Raw genomic sequence first — 21283 nt, 5'->3', positions numbered from 1 at the left:
ATCTGGGCGTGGGCGTGATCCCGCTGCACACGCGCGGCCCGGAGAGCATCGTCGACGGCGTGAAGCAGCACGGATTGCCCGCGGCGCGGCTCCTGCTCGGCGTGGGCAGCCCGAATCCGCGCTCGCTCGCGCGCGTGCGGGAGGGCGTGGCCGCGCTGCGCGCGCGCCTCGCCACCCGCGTGATCGTGGCCGCGCTCGGCCCGCGGATGTGTCAGCTGGCCGGCGAGGTGGCCGACGGCGTGCTGTTCAACTGGCTCACCCCGGAGTACGCACGTCGCTCGGCCGAGCTGGTCGCGGCGGGGGCGAAGGCGGCCGGCCGCCCGGTCCCGCGCACCTACGCCTATGTGCGCGTGGCGCTGGGCGCGGCGGCGGCCGAGCGGCTCGCGGACGAGGGCGGGCGCTACGCGGGGATCCCCGCGTACGGCGCCCATTTCGATCGCATGGGCGTCAAGCCGGTGGACACCGCCATCGCGGCCACGTCAGCCGAGGCCATCGCCACCGCGCTGGCCGCGTGGCGCGGCGCCGTCGACGAGATCGTCCTCCGTGCCATCGTCGCCCAGGACACCGCCGACGACCACCTCACCCTCCTCCGCGCCTGCTAGGCTGGGGTCAGGTCTTGCATTACGACATTTCGTCGCGGCGGGATCTCGTGCCTAGAGCTCGGCGCGGACGAGGCGGGTGCCCTCGACGAGGGCGGCCATCTTGAGGCGAGTGGCCCAGCGCGGGGTCTCCCAGAAGCCGCAGTCGGGATTGAGCCAGAGCTTGTCGGGTGCGACGTAGCGCAGGAGCACACGGATCCGCTCCGCGACCTCTTCGGCCGTCTCGGCCTTGAACGCCTTCACGTCGATGACCCCGGCGCCCAGCTCCTTATCGGTCGGAAACTCCTTCCACATCGGCAGGTCGTCCATCCCCCGGTTGGCGTACTCGAGCACGATCTGCGAGGCGGTCAGCTCGTGCAGCGCCGGGTACACGTTGCGATAGCTGCGCACCGGCTGGAAGGGCCGGCCGTAGAGATTACCGAAGCAGACGTGCACCGCGATCTTGGCCCGCACGCCCTCGACCGCCCGATTCACGCCGAGGGCGAACTGCGGCGCGGTGCCCGCGTACATGCCGCTGTGCGGCTCGTCGATCTGGATGAAGTCGGCGCCCGCGTCGACCAGCGCGCGGCACTCCGCGTTGACGATGCCCACCAGATCGGCGAGCAGCGTGTCACGGTCGCGATAGGGTCCGCCGACCCGCAGCGGAAACATCAGGGTGTAGGGCCCGGGCACGGTCGCCTTCAGCGGCCGCCGCGTCAGCGAGCGGGCGATCTTGAACTCCTCCACGATGCCGAGGCCGGCGGGCGCGGTGACGCGCTCGACCACCTGGAAGGGCGTGTTGGTGTCCCAGTGGGGCTGGCCGATCCGCCGCGGCTCCTCGAGGGCTCGAATGCCGCGCAGATGGTCGTAGAAGCCGATGATGAAGCGCACGCGACCCATCTCGCCGGTGGTCAGCACGTCCAGCCCGGCGCGCTCCTGATCCAGCAGGGCCACCTGCGTGGCGTCCTCCATGACCTCGCGCACGTCGGTGGCGCCGAGGCGGCCGGCCTGCAGCGCCTCCCGCGCGAGCCAGAGCCAGCCGGGCAGGCCGTGGCTGCCGATGACCGAGGTGGGGAGCACCGGGCGGGTCGCGGGCACGGAGCGCGTCCTCTCAGCCTCGCCGGCGATGCCGCAGCTCGTCCATGGCCGCCCGGTGCTCCGGCGAGGCCAGGCACTCGGCGAAGCCCGCCTCCATCTGCCGCCGGAACGCGTCGAAGTCGAGGTCGAAGGCGCGCGCCATCAGCCGCTTGCTCCAGGCCACGCTGGTGCGCGGCAGCGTCAGGAACCGCTCGACGCACTCGTCGACCTCGCGCGCGAAGTCGATCGGCGGCACCACGCGGTGGACCAGGCCGTACTCCTCCGCGCGCGCCGCCGAGATCGGCGCGCCGGTGATGATCAGCTCGGCGGCCCGCGCCGCACCGATGAGTCGCGGCAGGCGATAGAGCGCCATGGACGGGATGAGGCATTCCTTCACCGCGGGCAGCCCGATCGACGCCTCGGCGCTCGCGATGCGGTAGTCGCACACCAGGGCGAGCTGCAGCCCGCCGCCCAGGCAGTGGCCGTTGATCGCCGCGATGAAGGGCACCGGCATCCGCTCGATGGCGGTCATCGCGTCCTCCCAGGCCAGGAAGTGGGGCAGGGTCATGGCGCCGGCCGCGAGGGCCTTGAGATCGACCCCGGTGGAGAACGCGCGTCCCGCTCCGGTGACGACGGCCACGCGCAGGCGCTCGCCCGCGGCCGCCACCTGCGCCACCGCGTCGGTCAGCTCGGCGACCCAGCCCGGATCGCCCGCGTTGAGGACCTCGGGGCGGTTCAGGGTGATGCGGGCGACCGGCGGGTCGATCTCGAGCGCGACCGCGCTCATGCCGTCGCCCGGCGTCGCGTTCGCATCGCCATCGCGTTCCTCCGCATCGCGCCCGGAGCGTACGGGCCGGCCTTGGCGGTGTCAAGGCGTCGGCCGCTCCCCGGCGCGGAAGGACAGGGTCGCGGTGCGCGGCGCAACTGGCCCGCGCGCCGGGCCGCATGCTACGCTCAGCGCGTCGCCGCGCTGCGGGCGACGAGAGAGGGGAGCGCGATGCTGAGCCGCGAGGACAACGAGCTGCTGACCAGGACCGGGCCGGGGACCGCGATGGGCGCCCTGCTGCGCGAGTACTGGATGCCAGTGGTGGAGTCGAAGGAGCTGCTCCCGGGCGGTCGCGTCAAGCGCGTGATGCTGCTGGGCGAGCGGCTGATCGTGTTCCGCGGCACCAGCGGCCGCGCCGGCCTGATCGGCGAGTTCTGCCCGCATCGCTCGGCGTCGTTCTACTACGGGCGCGTCGAGGAGAGCGGGATGCGCTGCGCCTATCACGGCTGGAGGTTCGGCCTCGACGGCCAGTGCCTGGAGATGCCGAGCGAGCCGCCCGAATCGAGCTTCGCGGGCAAGGTGACCCACACCGCGTATCCGTGTGTCGAGAAGGGCGGAGTCGTCTGGGCGTATATGGGCGCGGCGAGCCCGCCACCGCCCCTGCCGGAGCTGGAGTTCACGCTGCTGCCCGAGGGCCACACCTTCCTCTCGCGTCGCGTGCAGGATTGCAACTGGTTCCAGGCGCTCGAGGGCGGCATCGACTCGAGCCACATCTCGTTTCTGCATGCCCCGATCGACCACCGCGACCGCGCGGTCACCGAGGACATGGACCGGGTGAGCTTCGGAGTCGGCGCGGCGGTCTCCACCGGCGATCGGGCCCCGCGCTTCGAGGTGGTGGACACCGACTACGGGGTGCTCATCGGCGCGCGCCGCACCAACCCGGACGGGCGGTGGTACTGGCGCATCACCCAGTTCCTGCTCCCGTTCTACACGATGCCGCCCACCGACCTCGACGAGCGGGTGGTGCAGTCGCACATCTGGGTGCCGATGGACGACACCCACGTGGTGAACTGGATGGTGACGTGGCATCCGGATCGCCGGCTCACCCGCGAGGAGATCGCGCTGCACATCGAGGGCAAGGGGGCGCACGTCTGCGACTACGCGCCCGCCACCTCGGAGCCCTACGGCGACGTGCGCACCGCCGCCAACCGCGACAACGACTACTTCATGGACTGGGAGGCGCACCGCACCCGCATGTACTGCGGCATCCCGGGCTTCGGGGTGCAGGACCAGGCGGTGCAGGAGAGCCAGGGCGCGATCGTGGACCGGAGCCAGGAGCGGCTGGGCTCGAGCGACAGCGCCATCATCCACGTGCGCCGGCGGCTGATGGCCGCGGCCCGCGCGCTTCGCGATCAGCGCACCCCCGCGCCGGGCTCCAACCCGCGCTCCTTCCTCGTGCGCTCCACCTCCGTCGTGCTGGCCCCCGGGGAGAGCTGGATCGAGGGCGCCCGCGCCCGGGTCCTGGTGCGCGCCGGAGATCAGCTGACGCTCGTCTGAGCGCGACGGCTTCGGAGCCTCGCATGCCGGGCCGCATGGCGGGCCGGGTCGCTCTCGTCACCGGCGGGGGCGGCGGCATCGGCGAGGCGACCGGGCGGCTCTTCGCCGAGGAGGGCGCCGCCGTGGCGCTGCTGGACACCGACGCCACCGCGGTGGCCGAGGCCGCCGAGCGCATTCGCGGCGCGACCCCGGCGCGGGTCGTCGCGCTGGTGGGTGACGTGAGCGCCGAGTCCGAGGCCGGCCGCCTGGTCGACGAGGCGGTGAGAGATCTCGGCGCGCTGCACACCCTGGTCAACGTGGCGGGGGTTCGCGTCTACGCCCCGCTGGCTCAGGCGAGCGCGGCGGACTGGGAGCGCATCATCGGCGTCAACGTGCTCGGCACCGCGCACTGCTGCCGGGCCGCACTGCCCGCGCTCCGCGCGTCGGGGCGCGGTACCATCGTCAACGTCTCGTCGGTGTACGGGCTCATGGGACGGACCGGGATGGGCCAGTACGACACCACCAAGGCGGCGGTGCTGGGCTTCACGCGGGCCCTCGCGGTGGAGGAGGCGCCGCACCGGGTGCGCGTGAATGCGGTGTGCCCGGGCGGCACGATCACGCCCTACCACATCCGCCGCGCCGCGAGCCAGGGCGTGTCCGAGACGACGCTGCGCGGACAGCGCACCAAGGACAACCTGCTCGGCCGCTGGGCCGAGCCGCGCGAGGTGGCGCACCCGATCCTGTTCCTCGCCTCGGACGATTCGTCGTTCATCACCGGCGCCACCTTGATGGTGGATGCGGGGCGCTCGATCCTGTGACGGGCGCGTGAGCCTGCCGTGAGCGTGGCCCCACGCCTGCCGTCGGTGGATGCGCTGCGCGGCCTGACGGTGGCCGCGATGGTGCTCGTCAACAATCCGGGCACCTGGAGCGCGGTGTACCCGCCGCTGCGTCACGCCGAATGGCACGGCTTCACGCCCACCGACATGATCTTCCCGTTCTTCCTGTTCATCGTCGGCGTGGCGATCCCGCTCGCCCTCGGCCCGCGGCTCGAGGCCGGCGCGGGCGGACTGGTGGCGCGCGTGGTGCGCCGCTCGGCCGTGATCTTCGCCCTGGGCCTGCTGCTGCACGCGCAGCCGTTCTTCCAGCTCTCGACCCTCCGCATCCCGGGCGTGCTCCAGCGCATCGCCCTCTGCTACCTGCTGGCCGCGCTGCTCTTCCTCCTGGGCGGCGGGACCCGGGGCTGGCGGGTCCAGGCGATCGTGGCCGGCGCCCTCCTCGTCGGCTACTGGCTGCTGATGACGCGCGTCGCCGCGCCCGGCCAGGTGGCCGGAGACCTGAGCCCGGCCGGCAACCTGGCCGGCTACGTGGACCGGCTCGTGCTCGGGCCGCGGCACATCTGGCAGCTCTCGAAGTGGTACGACCCGGAGGGCATCCTGAGCACGCTGCCGGCCACCGCCACCACGCTGCTGGGCGTGCTGGCCGGCCACTGGCTCCGGTGGGCGCGGCCGACGGCGCGGCTGCTGTCGGGCCTGGTCGTCGGGGGCGTGGTGGGCGCGGGGCTCGGGTGGCTGTGGGGGCTCTCGTTCCCGGTGAACAAGTCGCTGTGGACCAGCTCGTACGCCCTCATGATGTCGGGCTTCGCGGCGCTGGCCCTGGCGCTCTGCTACTGGGTGATCGAGGTGCGCGGGGTTCGCCGCTGGGCGGGGCCCTTCGTCCTGTTCGGCCTCACCGCGCTGCCGCTCTTCTTCCTGTCCACCGCGATGGCCCGGCTGCTCCTCCTGATCCGCGTGGGGCCGGAGCACATGCGGCTGCACGCATGGCTCTACACGCATCTCTTCGTGCCGTGGGCTGCCCCGGTCAACGCCTCGCTGGCCTTCGCACTGGCCTACGTGCTGCTCTGGTGGGGGCTCATGTGGCTGCTGCAGCGGACTGGTCTAAGATTGCGTGTCTGAATGCGAAATTCCCGCCCTGGCTCAGCCGGGGCTCACGAAGGGGCTGTCGCGTAGCCAGAAGCGCCAGGGGCGGTCGACCCAGGCTTCCGCGTAATCGATGCCGACGCGCGGGCCGCTCGCGATACGCGACGCCGGGATGCGCCGGCCCTCCTCGATCCAGATCCGGTCGCCGAGGAGATCGGCGCGGTCCAGCCGGCGGTCGATCCCCAGCGCGATGCAGAGCTTGCCCGGCCCGCTCGTGAGGCTACGGTCGGTCCCGCCGCCGCGGCGCCGTCGCATGACGGGCACGCCCTCGAGCGGCTCCAGCGCGCGCACCAGCACCGCGTGCGGCACGTCCGCGCCGGCGGTGACCACGTTGAACTGGTAGTACATGCCGTACACGAAATACACGTACGCGGTGCCGCCGCGCCCGTACATCGTCTCGGTGCGCGCGGTCCGCCGCCCGCCGAAGGCGTGGGAGGCGCGGTCCTCGGGGCCGCGATACGCTTCGGTCTCCACGATGATGCCCGAGACCCGCTGCCCCCCGCGCGTCGGGACCACGAGCAGCCGCCCGAGGAGCCGGCGGGCCACCGTGACCACGTCGGAGTCGGTGTAGAACCCGCGGGGCAGCTTCACCGCGCGCGCGGGAACACCCGGTTCTCGCGCATGAGCCGGTCCGTCGTCTCGTAGAGGGCGAGGAACTCGCGCGTCAGGCGCCGGCTCACCTCGGGATGCTCGGCGCTCAGGTTGGTGGGCCGCAGCTCGTCGCCGTGGACCGCGAAGAGATCGGCATCGCCGGAGTGGAGATCGTAGCGCAGGGCGAACCCGTCCTTGAAGTAGAAGGTGTCGGTGCGGTCGCTGGTGATGATCCCGGCCCCGTCCGGGTCCCGCGGCTCGAGCATGCTGCGCCCCATGCCCGCGTACGGTCGCGTCCCGTCGAGCAGGGTGGCGATGGTCGGCAGGATGTCCACCTGGCTCACCTCGGCCTCGGACCGCGCGGGCCAGCGGCCGCGGGCGCGCGTCATCGGCGGGCCGGCCAGCACGAGCGGCACGCGGAGCCGCTCGATCCGCTGGGTGCCGAACGGAATGCTGGTGTGATCGCCGGTGACGACGATCAGGGTCTGGTCGAAGTCGGCGCGCTGAGCGCGGAGCCGCTCGACGAACGCGCGGATGCAGTCGTCGACGTAGCGGAACGTGCCGACCGGCCCGTTGCCCAGCGGCATCGGCGCCCCGTCGGGCACCGCCCAGGGCGAGTGGCTGGTGCCGGTCATCACGTACAGGACGAAGCCGTCCGCGGTCCTGGTCACCGTCGCGGCGGCCTCGCGGAGCAGAGGGCCGTCATGCACGCCGAGCGGGCCCGCATCCGCGGCCGCGCGCGCACCGAGGCGGCCGGTGATGGCCTCGAAGCCGGCGGCCCGGTAGCCGAGATTGCGCGCGAAGCTGACGAAGTCGGCGGTGCGGTGGCGAAAGCCGGAGAAGGCGTAGGAGCGCCGGTGGTGGCCGTCGGTCATGCGCGGCAGCGAGGCGAAGTACGCGCCGAGCACCGACTCGGTGAGCCGGGGGCTGCCGCCGCTGAAGGCGTTGGTCCAGTGCAGGCCGGTCGAGGTGGCGAAGACCGCGCCGTCCGTGGAGAAGAAGCTCTGGTACACGCGCGGGAAGTAGAGGCCCTCGGCGATCAGGCTGCGCACATAGGGCATCACCGGCCCCGACGGCTCGTCGTGCTCGAGCATGGTGGTCCCCAGGCCCTCCACCTGGATCATCACCACGTTGCGGATCCCGACGCCGCCGACGCCGCGCACGGTGCGCAGCAGCGGGTAGGGCCGGTCGCCCTCGGGCACGCCCAGCAGACGCTGGGCGAGCGGGAGCGCCTCGCGCGCGGCGAGCCGATAGGGCGGCCGGCTGCCCGTGATCGCGGCCGGCAGGTACTCGTGCAGCAGGTCCCAGACCGGATTCACCACCGCCTGGTTCAGCACGTAGTCGTCGAAGGCCATCTGATGGCGGCTCGAGATCCAGACGAACTCCACACTGGCGTGGGGGAAGACCCGTTTCACGGTGGTCCAGTGTCCCATCAGGAGCCCGATCAGGATGAGCCCGACGAGCACCCCGACCGGCACCGGCCAGGGTCGCCAGAGGTCGTGGCGATGAGGGCGGAGCCGGCGCGCGTGCGTCACCGCCAGCGCCGCGAGGCCGGCCACGAGGCCCAGCATCAGCGCGACGGTGCCCGGATTCTGGAGCAGGAACGGCTCGAGCGCCACCCAGAGGTCGTGCGGCTCGGCGAGGTTGGCGAAGAGCATCTCCCAGAGATGCTGGTTGCGCTCGTGGTAGAAGAGCAGGTCGATGCCGACGACGAGCAGGTTGATCGTGGTGAGCGTCCACAGCGCGCCGGCGAGCCAGGAGCCGTGGGCGCGGCGGGTGGCGAGGAGGAGCAGGCCGACCGCCACCACCTCCGCGGCGAGCGCGGCCGCGTCGAGGCGGAGCCCGCTCCAGATCACCGCGGCCGCGGAGCCGCGCGCGTGCTGGCCGAACCAGGCCACGAACAGGGCGCGATACGCCGTGAAGATCAGCACGTTGAGCGCGACGAGTCCCGCCGCGTGGGCGGCGAGGCGGAGCGGGCGGGGCGCCGCGGTCATCGCACGCCGAAGAGCGCGAGGAAGAAGCTCACGCGCTGGCCGAAGCCCGCGGCGCTGTCGTCGGCCCAGATGCTGAGCAGCGCGAAGAACGTCCACACCCCCACCACGCGCCGCACCTGCGTGAGCACCGGGACGGACGGAGCCGCCGCCGTCCCGCGCCGGGTCTGCTCGCGCCGCATCGAGAGGTAGATGCCGACGCTCAGGAGCAGGCAGTAGAAGCCGCGCGACAGGAGCCACGAGCCGATGGCGGCCCACCGCAGCGTCAGCACGAACGCGTCGTGCTGCAGCAGGTGGTAGTAGAGATTGCCGAACCCGGCCGCGGCCAGGGTGGCCGCGAAGATGCGCAGGCGCGGAGAGCGGCGGAAGCGGCGCACGTAGGTCGGGAAGAAGAAGAACTCGACCAGCAGCTCCTTGAAGTAGTAGTAGTACCGGTTCCAGAACTCCACGATGGACGGAGCGAGCAGCGGCTTGTAGGTGTTGCGGAAGACGTTGAAGCCGAACAGCCGCAGGATGCCGACGATCTCGTGGCCGCGCGCGGCCAGCTTCAGGACGTCCCACACCAGCGCGACGTAGAGCGACACCCACGCGGTGGCCCACGGCGTGCCCGCCGCCGGCAGCATCTGCTCGAGCCGGGGCAGGCCGAGGCCGTGCCCGCTCCACGCGCCCCGCGGGTCGCCGTAGACCAGCCCGGCCATGAGGGCGAGCAGGCCGTTGTAGATCGCGGCGAGGATCAGCAGCTTGATCCCGGCCAGCTGCGAGCGGGCGAGAGCCTCTTCGCTCGCGGCCTCGTGGCGCGCGAGGTGGTCCAGGCCCTTGCCGTAGGGCGTATTGGTGCCGCCGTAGGCCGGATAGAGGTAGAGCAGGTGATCGCCGAAGCGCGAGCCGGCGACGCGCCCGCGCTGCCCCGACATGAGCAGGTAGCCCATCCGCCAGAGCAGGAACGGCAGGGCCAGCACCAGGCCGGCGAGGGCCGCCGCGCCCGGTCCCCGGTCGTCGGGGACGAGCCACGCGATCGCGACGAGCGCCCAGAACGCGGCGTGGAGCCAGACCTGCGGCCGGCTGCGGATCGCCGCGGGCAGCGACGCGAACCGACCGGCCGCGACGTACACGGAGACGACGGCCGCGAAGCAGCCCACCACGACGATCGCGCCCGCGACGGGCCCTCCGGGCGCTCGCAGATCGACCCCGGGAAACATCTCGCGCAGGGGCTGGCGCACCGCGATGTAGAGCGCGCCCAGGGCCAGCAGCGAGCGGCGCCGCCGCGGCGTGAGCCAGGTGAGCAGCGGGCCGAGCCACGATCGCCAGCGGGCGATGAGCGCGGGATCCTCGTGCAGCTGCCCGAACCGCCGCACCAGGAGAGCGACGGCCACGTCAGGCCCGCGCCTCGCGCTCGATCAGATCGAGGATGCCGCTGACCGAGGTGAGCTGATCGGGCTCGAGGCCCGTCTCCGCGAAATCGATCCGGTACTGCTCCTCGAGAAAGGCCACGATCTCGAGCAGGGCCAGCGAATCGATCAGACCGGCCTCGACCAGGCTGTCGCTTTCGGCCACCGCCTCGAGAGGGCGGTCGGGCTTCTGGATGGTGCGGAGGAAGTCGAGCACGCGCGCGCGGTGGGCCTCGCGCACCTCAGCGTCCCTGGAGGATCCGCGTGAGATCGAGCGGGGGGCGGGCCGCGCAGGCCTCGCGCACCGCGTCCCGGCTCACCTTTCCGCGGTCGGAGCGCGGCATCGCGTCCACCCGCCACCAGCGCGCGGGCAGCTTCGTTTCGGCGAGCCGCTCGCGCATCCAGCGGTAGAGATCGCCCACCGCCTCGTCGCCCTCCTGCCCCATCGTCACCGCCAGGCCCACGTTCTGCCCGTAGAGGGGATCGTCCACCGCGAACGCGCACACCTCGGCCACGCCCGGGCAGCCTTCCGCGGCCGCGTCGACCTCCGCGGGCGCGATCTTCATGCCCCCCTTGTTGATCTCGTCGCGCTCGCGGCCGCGCAGATGCAGCCAGCCGCGCTCGTCCAGCGTCCCCAGATCGCCGGTGGCGAAGTGTCCGTCGACGAGCACCCGGCGAGTCAGGTCGTCGCGTCCGAGGTATCCGCGCATGAGGGCGGGCGTCTCGAGCCATACGTGGCCGGTCTCGCCGGGCGCGCACTCGGCGCCGCCGAGCGCGGCCAGCCCGTCGGCGTCCGCGGCCCGTCGCACACGGATCGTCGCGCCCCACGGCGCGCCGATCAGCCCGTCGGCGGGCGTGAACGGGCCGCCCGAGGTGCCGGCGACCCAGCTGCCGGTCTCCGTGAGGCCGTACGTGTTGAACACCTCCTTGGTGCCGCTCCACCCGCGAATGCCGTCCCACAGGGTGGCGGGCAGGGGCGCGGAGCCACAATGCACCCGTTCGAGCGGCGCCCGACGCGGCGGCTTCGCCACCTTGAGCGCGAGCCGCCACACCGCGGGCACCGACGAGAGGAAGGTGATGTGGTGCTCGTCGATGAGGGCGCCGAGCCGGGCCAGGAGGTCGGGACGAAACGGCGGAGTGATGAAGAGGTCCTGCCCGGCGAGCCACGGGAACAAGCTGTTGCAGATGAGCCCGTGGCCGAAGTGGGTCGGCAGCAGGCAGAGCGTGCGCGCGTACGCGGCGAGGCCCAGGTGATGCCGGAGGGCGGCCCAGCGCGCCCGGAGCGAGGCGTGGGTGTGCACCACGCCCTTCGGCCGGCCGCTGGAGCCCGAGGTGAAGAGGATCAGGGCGTCGGCGCCCGGCTCCGCGAGATCGGGCGGCAGATCGCCGGTGCCGTCGGCCTCGTCGGCTCCGACGACCGCGACCGAAGCGGGCAGGGCGGACGCCACTTCGACGGAATCGTCGACCACCGAGAACCGGGGAGACGCCGCCTCGACCAGTCGCTCCAGCTCCACGCGGGTCAGGCGCGGATCCAGCGGCACCGCGCAGGCGCCCAGGCGCCAGAGCGCGAGCAGCTCGGCGAAGAACTCGAGGCGATTGCCCGAGTGGAGGAAGACCCGATCGCCGGGACGCAGGCCCCGGCGTGTCCATCGCGCGGTCCGGGCCGCGACCGCGCGGGTCACCGCCGGAGCATCCCAGTGTCGGCCGGTCAGCGGCTCGACGAGCCGTCCGACCGTCAGCAGGACGTGCCTCTCCTGGTCACCGTGGCATGATACCGCGGGAGCCGGGAGGCCCGGAAAAACACCACGGGCGCGGCCGAGAAGGGACCGCGCCCGTGGCTACGCCGGCGAGACCGCGCTACCGTCGCGTGGCCGCGACGAGCAGCACCACCCCGCCGGCGAGCGACAGTCCGCCCAGGATCGGCGGCAACGGCAGTGTCTTCTCCTTCTCGGCGGTGGCCTTGATGGGGCCGACCTCGAGCACCTTCTCTCGCGTGGTGTAGGTGATGCCCTGGTACGCGAGCGACACCACGCCGATGGCGATCAGGATGACGGCGATGATCAGCAGTCCGCTCTTCATGCGATGCCTTTCTGGAGCGCCGGGACTTTGCTCGGCCCGGGGCTCATACCGGCCGGCGGCCCTGGATGATCCGGATGAGGACCACCGCGAGCGCAATCAGCAGCAGAAGATGGATGAACCCACCGAGCGTGTAAGAACTCACCATCCCGACCGCCCACAGCACCAGCAGGATCACGAATATCGTCCAGAGCATGTTCATGGCCTCCTGTCTGTCGAATCGCTGGCAGACACGAGGCACACCACGTGCCAGCGTCGCGCGCGGCGCGCAAGTGCTCGGAACTCTTCGGGCCGTCGTGCGCGCGTGGGTTCGAGCGGCCGCGGTGACCGGCCGGGGGCGCGTCAGCTTTACCGGGAAGAACCGACGCGACCCCGCACGCCCCCGCTCGAGAAGTGCCGATGGCACAGGCCTTGCGATTTTCTTCGCGATATCCCATACGACAGGCCAAGGAGAACACCATGAAGCGAGGGATCATCGCATTGACGGCGGCGGGCGCGGCCGCCGGCACGCTGCTCTGGGGCGCGTTCGCACCTGCTGCGGCGGCGATGGCGGCGATCGAGACGGTGCAAGCGCTCGAGGACGAGTCCGACGAGGCGGTGAACGCGGCGATCGAGCGCGCGGTGCAGGCCGCGGTGCGCGGGGCGCTGGCGATGGGGTTGCCGCAGGTCGAGCTGCGCGGGGCCCGGCTCCTGCCCGGCGCGGTCAGCGTGCAGATCCTCGCCCGGGACGCCGAGTTCCAGGCCTCAGACGAGGAGGAGCCGGCCAGCGCGGTGGCGCCGGGCCGGATGGGCAAGCCGACGCTGTGAGCCGATCGGGGCGCGGGGCCGGAGCGGCGCTGCTGGTCGCCGCCCCGGTGCTGACGCTGGCGGGACTGCGCGTCATCGCGGGAGCCGTCGGCGCCCTGCGCGGCCTCGTCCTGGCCGCCGCCGCGGTACCGCTCATGACCGTGGCCAGGAGCGTGGCCGCGCTGGCCGGGTCGCCGGAGCGACGAAGCCGTGAGGGCTAGGCGGCGGCGAGGATCCGGGTGATACCGGCGAGGGGAATGGCCACCCAGTCCGGCCGGTTGTTCAGCTCGTAGCGCAGCTCGTAGCAGGCCTTCTCCAGCTCGAAGGCGGCGCACGCCCGCAGCAAGGCCGGCTCCTCGGCGGGCACCAGCGGCTCCGCGCTCGCGGTGACCGCGGCGCGATAGCCGGCCAGGAACGCGCGGCGCGCGCGGTCCTCCCATGCGGTCAGCGCCGCCAGCCGGGCGGCCCGCTCGCCCTCGGGCGCTTCCCGGCCGACCGCGTGGGCGGCGTAGTCGAGCGAGCGCAGCATGCCGGCCACGTCGCGCAGCGCCGCCTGACGTCGGCGCCGGTCGGCCAGCGGGCGCGCCGGCTCGCCCTCGAAGTCGATGATCACGAAGCCGTCGGTGGTCTTCAACACCTGTCCGAGATGGTAGTCGCCGTGGACGCGGATCTTGACGGTCGCGGTCAGCGGCGAAAGCGCGGCGAGCACCCGTGCGCGCCGGGCCTCCGCCCCGGCGGCCCGACCCGGGCGGTCCCGAAGCAACCGCTGGATGTCGTCGCCGCCCAGATCGCGGGCGATGTCGTCGGTCCAGCGCTCGACGTCGGCCCGCGTGACCGGCTCGGGGGCGAATTCCGCCGCGGAGGGATCGGAGGCGAGCGCGACGTGAAGCCCGCCGGTGATGGCGCCGAGACGGTGCACCTCGTCGAGCAGCGGGTCGGAAGCGCGCTCGATCGCGGCGCCCCGCTCCCGGAGCCTGGCGAGCACGTGCTTCCAGCCGTCGCCCTGGTTGGGCACGAACTCCTGCAGCACCGCGAGCGAGAACGTGCCGCGCCGGCCCTCGTACTCGACCCAGCCGGCGAGGCGCGGCACCTCGCGGAACGCGGTCCGGGTCGTGAGGAATCGCGTGATCTCGAGATCCGGATTGAGGCCGGGCTGGGGCCGGCGGAGCGACTTCAGCATGAGTCCCGTGCCGAGCATCATCGAGGTGTTGCTCTGCTCGCCCCGGTGACGGTCCGCCGGCAGCCGGTCCGGCTCCGGCGGGAACGCCCAGCCCGGCGTGGCGCGGAAGCCGAAGCGCCCGGCCTGGCCGGCCACGTCGCGCCCGGCCGCCATCGCGGCGAGCGCGCGGCGGGCGAAGCGCGGGTCGTCGTGGGCGTCCACCACCGCGTCATCGCCCGACCGGGTGATGACGTCCCCGGCCGCGCTCGCCGCGACGGTGACCGGCACGTAGTAGCGGTCGTCGTCGACGTCGAGCAGCAGGAGCAGGAGCGGCCCGTCCGCGTCCAGCACGCCCCAGTCGGCCACCGCCACCGCGCCGATTCCGCGGGTCTTGGCCGCGAACCACCGCTGCCGCGTCAGATACCGGGCGAGGTCGTCGCGGCCGGTCCCGGCGAGCAGGGCGACGATGGCGCGCGGATCAGAGCGGAGCGTCCTCGATGCCATAGCGAGGCTGGTCGGAGAACGGCGGCTCGAGGCGGAACCAGTAGTAGCCGTACGGGGCGAGGCTGATGACATAGGAACCCGTCCCCACGGTGGGAAAGCGCGTGTCGCCCAGCATCTCGATCGGGGTGTGGCCGCGCCAGGCGCGGAGATCCAGCTCGACCGGCTGGGCGGAGCCGGCCAGGTTGTGGATCGCGATCACGCTCTGCCCCTCGTGCTCGCGCACGTGGGCGAGCACGCTCTCGTTGGCGGGCCGCAGGAAGTGGAGCGTGCCGCGGCCGAAGACCCGCGTCTTCTTGCGCACCTCGATGAGGCGCTTCATCCAGTTGAGCAGTGACGACGGGGTGCGCTGCTGGGCCTCCACGTTGATGGACTGGTAGCCGTAGACCGGGTCCACGATGAGCGGCAGGTACAGGCGGGCGGTGTCCGCGCGCGAGAAGCCGGCGTTGCGATCGCCCGTCCACTGCATGGGAGTGCGGACGCCGTTGCGGTCGCCCAGGTAGATGTTGTCGCCCATCCCGATCTCGTCACCGTAGTAGAGGATCGGGCTGCCCGGCAGGGTGAAGAGCAGGCTCGTGAGCAGCTCGATCTTGCGCCGGTCGTTCTCGAGCAGCGGGGCGAGCCGGCGGCGGATGCCCAGGTTCAGACGCATGCGCGGGTCCGATCCGTAAGCGTAGTAGAGATGGTGGCGCTCTTCGTCAGACACCATCTCGAGCGTCAGCTCGTCGTGGTTGCGCAGGAAGAGGCACCACTGCGCCGACGGCGGGATCTCCGGGGTGTGCACGAAGATGTCGGTGATGGGTCGGCGGTCGCCGTGACGGACGGCCAGGAAGATGCGCGGCATGAGGGGGAAGTGGAAGGCCATGTGGAACTCGTCGCCGTCGCCGAAGTACGGGCGGACGTCGGCCGGCCACTGGTTCGCCTCGGCGAGCAGGACGCGGCCCTGGTACTCGCGGTCGAGGGTGGCCCGGATCTCGCGGAGGAACTCGTGGGTCTCCGGGAGATTCTCGCAGTTGGTGCCCTCCCGCTCGAAGAGATAGGGCACCGCGTCGCAGCGAAAGCCATCGAGGCCCTTGTCGAGCCAGAAGCGCATGACATCGAGCAGTTCGCGGCGCACCTGGGGGTTGTCGTAGTTGAGATCGGGCTGGTGGTGGAAGAACCGGTGCCAGTAGTAGGCCTTGGCCACCGGGTCCCACGTCCAGTTGGACTGCTCGCTATCGAGGAAGATGATGCGGGCGTCGCGGTAGCGCTCGTCGGTGTCGCTCCAGACGTAGTAGTGCCGGTAGGGCGAGTCGGGCGAGCGGCGGGCGGCCTGGAACCACGGGTGCTGGTCCGACGTATGGTTGACCACGAGGTCGGCGATCACCCGCATGCCGTGGCCGTGGGCGGCCTCGAGGAAGCGGTCGAAGTCGGCCATGGTCCCGTAGTCGGGATGGATCTCCCGGTACTCGGCCACGTCGTAGCCGTCGTCCCGCAGCGGCGAGCGGAAGAAGGGCAGGAGCCAGATGCAGTCCACCCCCAGCTCCCGCAGGTGGCCGAGCTGGCTGGTGAGCCCGATGAAGTCGCCGATCCCGTCGTCGTTGCCGTCCCGGAACGCGCGGACGTGCAGCTCGTAGAAGACCGCGTCCTTGTACCAGAGCGGGTCGCGATCGCTCACGCTCGCCTCACGGGTCGTGCGAGCGTCCGGTCGTCCGCTCCCAGCCGAGCGTCCGCAGCGGTGGCCCGGCGAGGTGCAGCCGAAGGCGAGCCGAGCGGATATATAAAGCCTTTAAGGGTTTCACGCATAGTAATCGAAGTCGCGCTCGCGGCGGCGCCAGCGAGCGACCCGGTAGACGTGCGCGGGCGCGACGCGCGGGTCCAGCGCGACGGTGTGGGTGGCGCCGCGCATGAGGCGCCGCTCGCCGCCCAGCAGCTCGTGCAGCTCGTAGGTCTCGTCGGCGGCGATGCCGATGTCGCCGAGCGGGATGTCGAGGGTGGACTCGTGGATCGCGAACGGGTCCAGGTTGACCGCGGCCAGCACCACGCTGTCGCGCGCCGGGGTCATCTTGCCGTAGAAGATCACGTGGGGGCTGCTGGACGAATAGAACCGGAGCCCGCTCATGGACTGCAGGGCCCGGTTCTCTCGGCGGATGACGTTGAGCCGCGCCAGGTAGTCCTTGAGGTTGCCGGGGGCGTCCCAGTCCCGGACGCGGATCTCGTACTTCTCGGAGTGCTGGTACTCCTCGCTGCCGGGGAGGGCGGCGGACTCGCCCAGCTCGAAGCCGCTGTACACGCCCCACAGCGACGACAGGGTGGCGGCGAGCGCCGCGCGCATGCGGAAGGCGGGCGGCCCGCCGCGCTGGAGCACCTCGGGCAGGATGTCCGGAGTGTTGACGAAGAAGTTGCCCCGGAAGTACTCGACCATCTCGGTGCGGGTCAGCTCTTCGAGATAGTCGGTCAGCTCCTCCTTGAAATTGCGCCAGGTGAAGTAGGTATAGGACTGCGTGAAGCCGGCCTTGGCGAGGGCGCGCATGATTTTGGGACGCGTGAAGGCCTCGGAGAGGAAGATCACGTCCGGATCGCGGTCCTGGACCTCCCGGATCAGCCACGCCCAGAAGTCGAGCGGCTTGGTGTGGGGGTTGTCGACCCGGAACGTCCGCACGCCCTGATCGATCCAGAATCGCACGACCGAGAGCAGCGCGTCCCAGAGCGCCGGCCACGCCGGGCTCGCGAAGTTGATCGGATAGATGTCCTGGTACTTCTTGGGCGGGTTCTCCGCGTACTTGATGGTGCCGTCGGGCCGCGAATAGAACCACTCCGGGTGCTCGCGAACCCACGGGTGATCGGGCGAGCACTGGATCGCGAAGTCGAGCGCGATCTCGAGGCCGAGCCCCTGGGCCGCCTTCACCAGGCGACGGAAGTCGTCGAGCGTTCCCAGCTCCGGGTGCACCGCGGTGTGGCCGCCCTCCGGTCCGCCGATGGCCCAGGGGCTGCCCGGATCGTTCGGGCCCGCGTCGAGGGAATTGTCGGGCCCCTTGCGCGCGGTGCGGCCGATCGGATGGATCGGCGGCAGGTAGACGACGTCGAAGCCCATCTGCCGGATGTCGGGCAGCCGCTCGATGCAGTCGTCGAAGGTCGCGTGTCGGCCGGGCACGCGTCCCTGCGAGCGCGGGAACAGCTCGTACCACGAGGCGTACGCGGCGGCCGGACGGTCCACCACCGCCTCGAGCTCGCGGTCGTAACGGGTCAGGTCGCTCCGCGGCGCGGCGCGGAACATGAGGTGGCCGAGGTCGCCGTCGAGCAGCACGTCGAGCCGGCCGTCCCGCGAGGTGGCGGCGGCCAGCCGGTCGAGCGCGCGGCCGAGCGCCTCCGCGTCGGCGCCACGGGCGGCCGCGCGCGCCTGGGTGACCAGGGCGCCGCCCTCGAGCAGCTCGCTGGTCAGATCGGTCTGGCCGCCGGTGATGCGCCGGCGCATCTCCTCGACCCACGAGCCGAAGACGTCGGTCCAGGCCTCGACGGTGTAGACGTAGCGGGTATTGGCCTCGAGCGGAACCTGACCGGCCCAGCCGTCGTTCTCCACCAGCCGCATCGGCGCCTCGCGCCACTCCGCCCCCGCGCGGCCGCGGTAGCAGACCCGGGCCGCGAGCAGGTCGTGCCCCTCCTTGAAGATGTCGGCGGTGACGGTGAGGGTGTCGCCCACGATCCGCTTCACCGCGTGGCGACCGTCGTCCACCGCGGGACGCACGCGCTCGATCACGATCGGCCGGCGGGCCGGCTTCATCGCCAGCGATCCACCAGGTACGGCTTCTCGTCCTCGAACACCCCGCACAGCCGCGTCGCGCTCTGGGCGACGGCGGCGGGGGCGCGCGACTGCGTATCGAGGATCACCGAGGCGGCCCGGCCCAGGTAGAGCGGAGCCAGGGACTGCGCGGCGTGGCTGCGGTAGACCGTGCGGGCCCGGTAGGCGAGGAGGAAGTCGTACACCACGCGGGTCCAGAGGCGATCGGAGAAGCGGAAGCGCTCGAGGGGACGGTCGCTCAGCTCGAGCACCTCGCCGAGGTTGTCCGGCGCGATGATGCGCTCCCACACCGGCAGCAGATCGCGCACCCCCTGCACGAAGCCCACCTGCATGCGCGAGGGGTCGACGGCGGGACCACCGGGCAACGGCTCGGGCGGGACGCCGAAGCTCACCACCGGCTCGGAGCCGCGGATGTCGAGCCAGAGCGGCTCCGCGCGCTCGGCCAGCGCGAACAGCGCGCTCGCCACGCGTCCCACCGTCGGACCGAGCGGCGTGGGCGGCTGCGCCGAGGGCGCGATGGTCCGCGGACCCAGCACCGCCTGGCTGACCGGCAGCCCGTGCTCGACGGCCGCGACGGGCAGCCAGAATTCGAGGCCGTGGCGCCCGAGGTCGGTCTCCCACACCGTGTCCTTGAGAAAAACCTCGGCGGCGGAGGCCGAGCAGGCGAACTCCTCGGCGATCGGATGCGCGAGCTGGCGGCCGAACAGGCTGCGGATCAGCGGGACCACCAGGGCCTGGGTTAGGGTGCCGTCGTACCGGAAGCGCCGGTAGAGCGGCAGCACCAGGGCGTAGTCCTCCTTGAGCACCGGGGAGGCGAGACCGCGCAGCCACTCGCCGGTCATGCTCGCGAGGTCGGCGTTGAGCATGACGATGGCGCGCGCCTCGAGCATCCGGCCCACCGTGAGGACCGCGCGCACCGCGGCCGACCAGTCCAGCGTGTCGTCCTTGCCGGCCACGGGTCCGACCGAGACCACCCGGAGGTCGCCAAGGGCCTCGGTGACCGCCGCGGTCGTCGTCTCGGACCGCGCCTGGTCCACGTGGGCGATGGCGGCCGCCTGCCCGGGGAAGTGCGTATCGAGGCCGGCGCGCACCGCGGCGGTCACCGCGGCCAGAGCCGGCGCCGGGCCGGCGGTGGCCAGGCCGACGACCAGATCCGCGGTGCCGATGCGCTCGACGGCGGCGCGGGCGTCCTCGGAGAGCACGGCCGGGTCCATCTATCGCGTGAGGTGCGCGAGCAGGGCCAGGTAGTCGCTCACGTGGCGGGTGACCAGGAAGTTGCGGCGCACGTGCTCGCGGCCGGCCGCCCCCATGCGGCCGATCATCTCCGGATTGCTCAGGAGCTGCCGGATGCGAAACGCGGCGCCCTCCACGGTTTCCACGGTATACCCGGTCACCGTCATCACCATCTGAAATGGGATGCCGCCCGCGATGGTGCCGATCACCGGCTTGCCCTTCCACATGGCGGTGGCGACCTCGATGGCGAAGTCGGCCTTGAGGGGCTTCTGGATCGCGATGGTGGCGGCCCGCTCCAGCGCATTGAGCTCGATCTGCGGGTCGGGCGGCAGCACCACCACCGAGATGTCCGCGTCGTGCGAGGCGGCCTCCTGCACGTCGGCCAGCCCGTCCGCGCCGGGGGGTAGCGGGGGGCCGGCGAGCACCAGGCGCACGTCGTGGTGCTTCTTGACCAGCCGGTACGCGTTGATGACGCCGAGCGGATCGTGCTGCCGCTCGAAGGGGCCGATCTGCAGCAGGATCGGCTTGTCGCGCGGGACGCGGAGGCGGTCCATCACCGTCGCCTGCTCGGCGCGCGTCATCTCGCGGTTGCGCTCCGAGAGCGGATCGATCGACGGGTAGACGATGAAGCGCGGGATCGACAGGGGCGCCGCGAAGCGGGCGAGGGAGAACACCGAGGCGTCGTACCGCTGCACCACCGGCCGCAGCGTGTTCCACAGCTGGGGCTGGGCGGAGGACAGGTCGTGGTGGCAGAGCCAGAGCCAGCGGCTCGCCTCCTTGCGCTGCTCCACGAGGTACAGCGGCGGCGCGTCGTGGACCACGACCAGATCGGCGTCGAGCTGCAGCCGTCCCGCGTTGTCGATGCCGGTCTCGCGCAGCCGGCTCAGCATCAGCTCGGTGATCACCTGCTCGGTCCCGGCGAGGGCCTTGCCGACCGCGCGGGTCACCTGGTCGAAGTCCGCGGTGCCGATGGTGATCTCCCAGGTGGTCTCCACGCCCAGGTCGTTCAGCAGGGGTACCACCCGGTTGAGGACCTCGACCACCGGGCCGCCGTAGCGCGACGCGCTCACGTGCACCAGGCGCTTGCCGCGCAGGCGCTCGCCGATGCGCATGAGGAAGTCGATGGTGCCGCGGGGCGCCACCCGTCGGTAGTCGTCGAGCTTGAGCAGCGAGCCCTGGGCCATCAGGCGCCCTCCCCGGAGATGGCGTCGCTCAGCACGCTGAGGTGCCGATCGCGGATGCGCTCGAGGCTGCCCGCGTGCGGATCGATGTGGGCCAGGCGGTCGGCGAGGTCGGGCAGTCCCAGCGCCCCGCCGACCCACTCCGCGAAGTCGCCGCGGCCGCGGCCGGCTCGGTAGCGCGCGGCGATGGTGTGATAAAAGAGCGCGCTCACGTCCACCTCGGCCAGCGCGTCGCGGAACTCGACGAGGGTGCGCGCCTGGTGGCCGGTCGGCACCGGGACCAGGTGGACCTGGAAGAAGCGGAAGCGCTTGCCCTGGGTGCGGGCGGCCGCCGCCCCCAGATGCTGCAGGTGATCGGAGATGGTGGCGATGATGTCTTCGCGCACGCGCTCCATGGAGCCGGCGTGGAAGGCGTCGATCGCGGCGAGCCGCTCGGCCAGCCGCACGTCGCGCACCTCGCTGCCGACCCAGAGGGAAAAATCGTTGGGATACGCCTCGGCGAGCACCGGCCGGTGCAGGAGCGCGGCCGAGGTGTGGCAGAAGATGGACTCGATCGGCACGTGCGCCACCTGCTCGAGCAGCTCGCGGGCGTCGTGGGCCTCCTGGGGCAGCAGCTCGTTCAGCTCGAGACAGCCGAGGAAGACGAAGGGTTGCGTCGCGCTCATG

The 21283-nt window shown here is 72.0% G+C and carries 21 protein-coding genes; 6 read left to right on the top strand and 15 right to left on the bottom strand.

The features are described 5' to 3' along the window. A partial coding sequence (locus VKN16_21240; protein HME96734.1) for an LLM class flavin-dependent oxidoreductase occupies positions 1-602 on the top strand: 602 nt, incomplete at its 5' end. Between the two features lie 51 nt (positions 603-653). On the opposite strand, the gene VKN16_21235 is transcribed toward VKN16_21240, so the two are convergent. Together VKN16_21235 and VKN16_21230 are read right to left on the bottom strand one after the other, a co-directional pair. Next, the gene (locus tag VKN16_21235) at positions 654-1676 is read right to left on the bottom strand and encodes a cobalamin-independent methionine synthase II family protein (GenBank protein ID HME96733.1); all 1023 of its coding nucleotides are present in this window, start codon (positions 1674-1676) and stop codon (positions 654-656) included. Positions 1677-1689: 13 nt separating this feature from the next. Next, complete coding sequence (locus VKN16_21230; protein HME96732.1) at positions 1690-2442, bottom strand: enoyl-CoA hydratase/isomerase family protein; 753 nt, start codon at positions 2440-2442, stop codon at positions 1690-1692. Positions 2443-2652: 210 nt separating this feature from the next. Here VKN16_21230 and VKN16_21225 point away from each other — a divergent pair, with 210 nt between their 5' ends. From VKN16_21225 to VKN16_21215, 3 genes are read left to right on the top strand one after another with little or no spacing between them, the layout of a single operon-like run. Then, positions 2653-3978, top strand: coding sequence for a Rieske 2Fe-2S domain-containing protein (locus VKN16_21225; protein ID HME96731.1), 1326 nt, complete (start codon positions 2653-2655; stop codon positions 3976-3978). 23 nt (positions 3979-4001) lie between these two features. Continuing rightward, positions 4002-4775, top strand: a complete 774-nt coding sequence (locus VKN16_21220) for an SDR family NAD(P)-dependent oxidoreductase (protein ID HME96730.1) — start codon at positions 4002-4004, stop codon at positions 4773-4775. An 18-nt stretch (positions 4776-4793) separates the two neighbouring features. Beyond that, complete coding sequence (locus VKN16_21215) at positions 4794-5909, top strand: DUF5009 domain-containing protein (protein ID HME96729.1); 1116 nt, start codon at positions 4794-4796, stop codon at positions 5907-5909. Positions 5910-5930: 21 nt separating this feature from the next. Here VKN16_21215 and VKN16_21210 read toward each other — a convergent pair whose 3' ends face one another. The 7 genes from VKN16_21210 to VKN16_21180 all read right to left on the bottom strand — a co-directional run bounded on the left by VKN16_21210 (position 5931) and on the right by VKN16_21180 (position 12175). Next, positions 5931-6524: a DNA-3-methyladenine glycosylase gene (locus tag VKN16_21210; GenBank protein ID HME96728.1), complete on the bottom strand. Its 594-nt coding sequence runs from the start codon at positions 6522-6524 to the stop codon at positions 5931-5933. Further along, positions 6521-8518, bottom strand: coding sequence for an LTA synthase family protein (locus VKN16_21205; protein ID HME96727.1), 1998 nt, complete (start codon positions 8516-8518; stop codon positions 6521-6523). The genes VKN16_21210 and VKN16_21205 overlap by 4 nt, the downstream gene beginning before the upstream one ends. Next, positions 8515-9888 (bottom strand): hypothetical protein, encoded by a 1374-nt coding sequence (locus tag VKN16_21200; GenBank protein HME96726.1) that lies wholly within the window; start codon positions 9886-9888, stop codon positions 8515-8517. The genes VKN16_21205 and VKN16_21200 overlap by 4 nt, the downstream gene beginning before the upstream one ends. Position 9889: 1 nt before the next feature. Beyond that, positions 9890-10144, bottom strand: coding sequence for an acyl carrier protein (locus VKN16_21195; protein ID HME96725.1), 255 nt, complete (start codon positions 10142-10144; stop codon positions 9890-9892). Position 10145: 1 nt separating this feature from the next. After that, positions 10146-11585, bottom strand: a complete 1440-nt coding sequence (locus tag VKN16_21190) for a class I adenylate-forming enzyme family protein (GenBank protein HME96724.1) — start codon at positions 11583-11585, stop codon at positions 10146-10148. 175 nt (positions 11586-11760) lie between these two features. Next, positions 11761-11982, bottom strand: a complete 222-nt coding sequence (locus VKN16_21185; GenBank protein HME96723.1) for a DUF3185 domain-containing protein — start codon at positions 11980-11982, stop codon at positions 11761-11763. A gap of 43 nt (positions 11983-12025) precedes the next feature. Continuing rightward, positions 12026-12175: a lmo0937 family membrane protein gene (locus VKN16_21180; GenBank protein HME96722.1), complete on the bottom strand. Its 150-nt coding sequence runs from the start codon at positions 12173-12175 to the stop codon at positions 12026-12028. A 263-nt stretch (positions 12176-12438) separates the two neighbouring features. On the opposite strand from VKN16_21180, the gene VKN16_21175 reads away from it, so the two are divergent. Together VKN16_21175 and VKN16_21170 are read left to right on the top strand one after the other, a co-directional pair. Next, complete coding sequence (locus tag VKN16_21175) at positions 12439-12786, top strand: hypothetical protein (protein ID HME96721.1); 348 nt, start codon at positions 12439-12441, stop codon at positions 12784-12786. Next, a complete protein-coding gene (locus tag VKN16_21170) occupies positions 12783-12986 on the top strand; it encodes a hypothetical protein (protein ID HME96720.1) in 204 nt (67 codons plus the stop codon). The genes VKN16_21175 and VKN16_21170 overlap by 4 nt, the downstream gene beginning before the upstream one ends. Here the strand turns inward: VKN16_21170 and VKN16_21165 are convergent. From VKN16_21165 to VKN16_21140, 6 genes are all read right to left on the bottom strand, one after another. Beyond that, on the bottom strand, positions 12983-14428 hold the full coding sequence (locus tag VKN16_21165; GenBank protein ID HME96719.1) for a hypothetical protein: 1446 nt from the start codon (positions 14426-14428) through the stop codon (positions 12983-12985). The genes VKN16_21170 and VKN16_21165 overlap by 4 nt on opposite strands. Beyond that, positions 14403-16082 (bottom strand): maltose alpha-D-glucosyltransferase, encoded by a 1680-nt coding sequence (treS, locus tag VKN16_21160; protein ID HME96718.1) that lies wholly within the window; start codon positions 16080-16082, stop codon positions 14403-14405. The genes VKN16_21165 and treS overlap by 26 nt, the downstream gene beginning before the upstream one ends. Positions 16083-16202: 120 nt before the next feature. Next, a complete protein-coding gene (locus VKN16_21155; protein ID HME96717.1) occupies positions 16203-18185 on the bottom strand; it encodes an alpha-1,4-glucan--maltose-1-phosphate maltosyltransferase in 1983 nt (660 codons plus the stop codon). After that, a complete protein-coding gene (locus VKN16_21150) occupies positions 18182-19417 on the bottom strand; it encodes a hypothetical protein (GenBank protein ID HME96716.1) in 1236 nt (411 codons plus the stop codon). Before VKN16_21150 ends, VKN16_21155 begins: the two co-directional genes overlap by 4 nt. Beyond that, a complete protein-coding gene (locus VKN16_21145; protein HME96715.1) occupies positions 19418-20620 on the bottom strand; it encodes a glycosyltransferase in 1203 nt (400 codons plus the stop codon). It lies immediately after the preceding gene. Continuing rightward, complete coding sequence (locus VKN16_21140; protein ID HME96714.1) at positions 20620-21282, bottom strand: DUF5752 family protein; 663 nt, start codon at positions 21280-21282, stop codon at positions 20620-20622. The genes VKN16_21145 and VKN16_21140 overlap by 1 nt, the downstream gene beginning before the upstream one ends. Between the last annotated feature and the right edge of the window lies 1 nt (position 21283).

Source organism: Candidatus Methylomirabilota bacterium (assembly GCA_035315345.1).
In the GTDB taxonomy this organism is placed as follows: Bacteria; Methylomirabilota; Methylomirabilia; order Rokubacteriales; family CSP1-6; genus CAMLFJ01.
The sequence above is the reverse complement of the archived record's forward strand: the minus strand, read 5'-3'. Positions and strand labels throughout refer to the sequence as shown.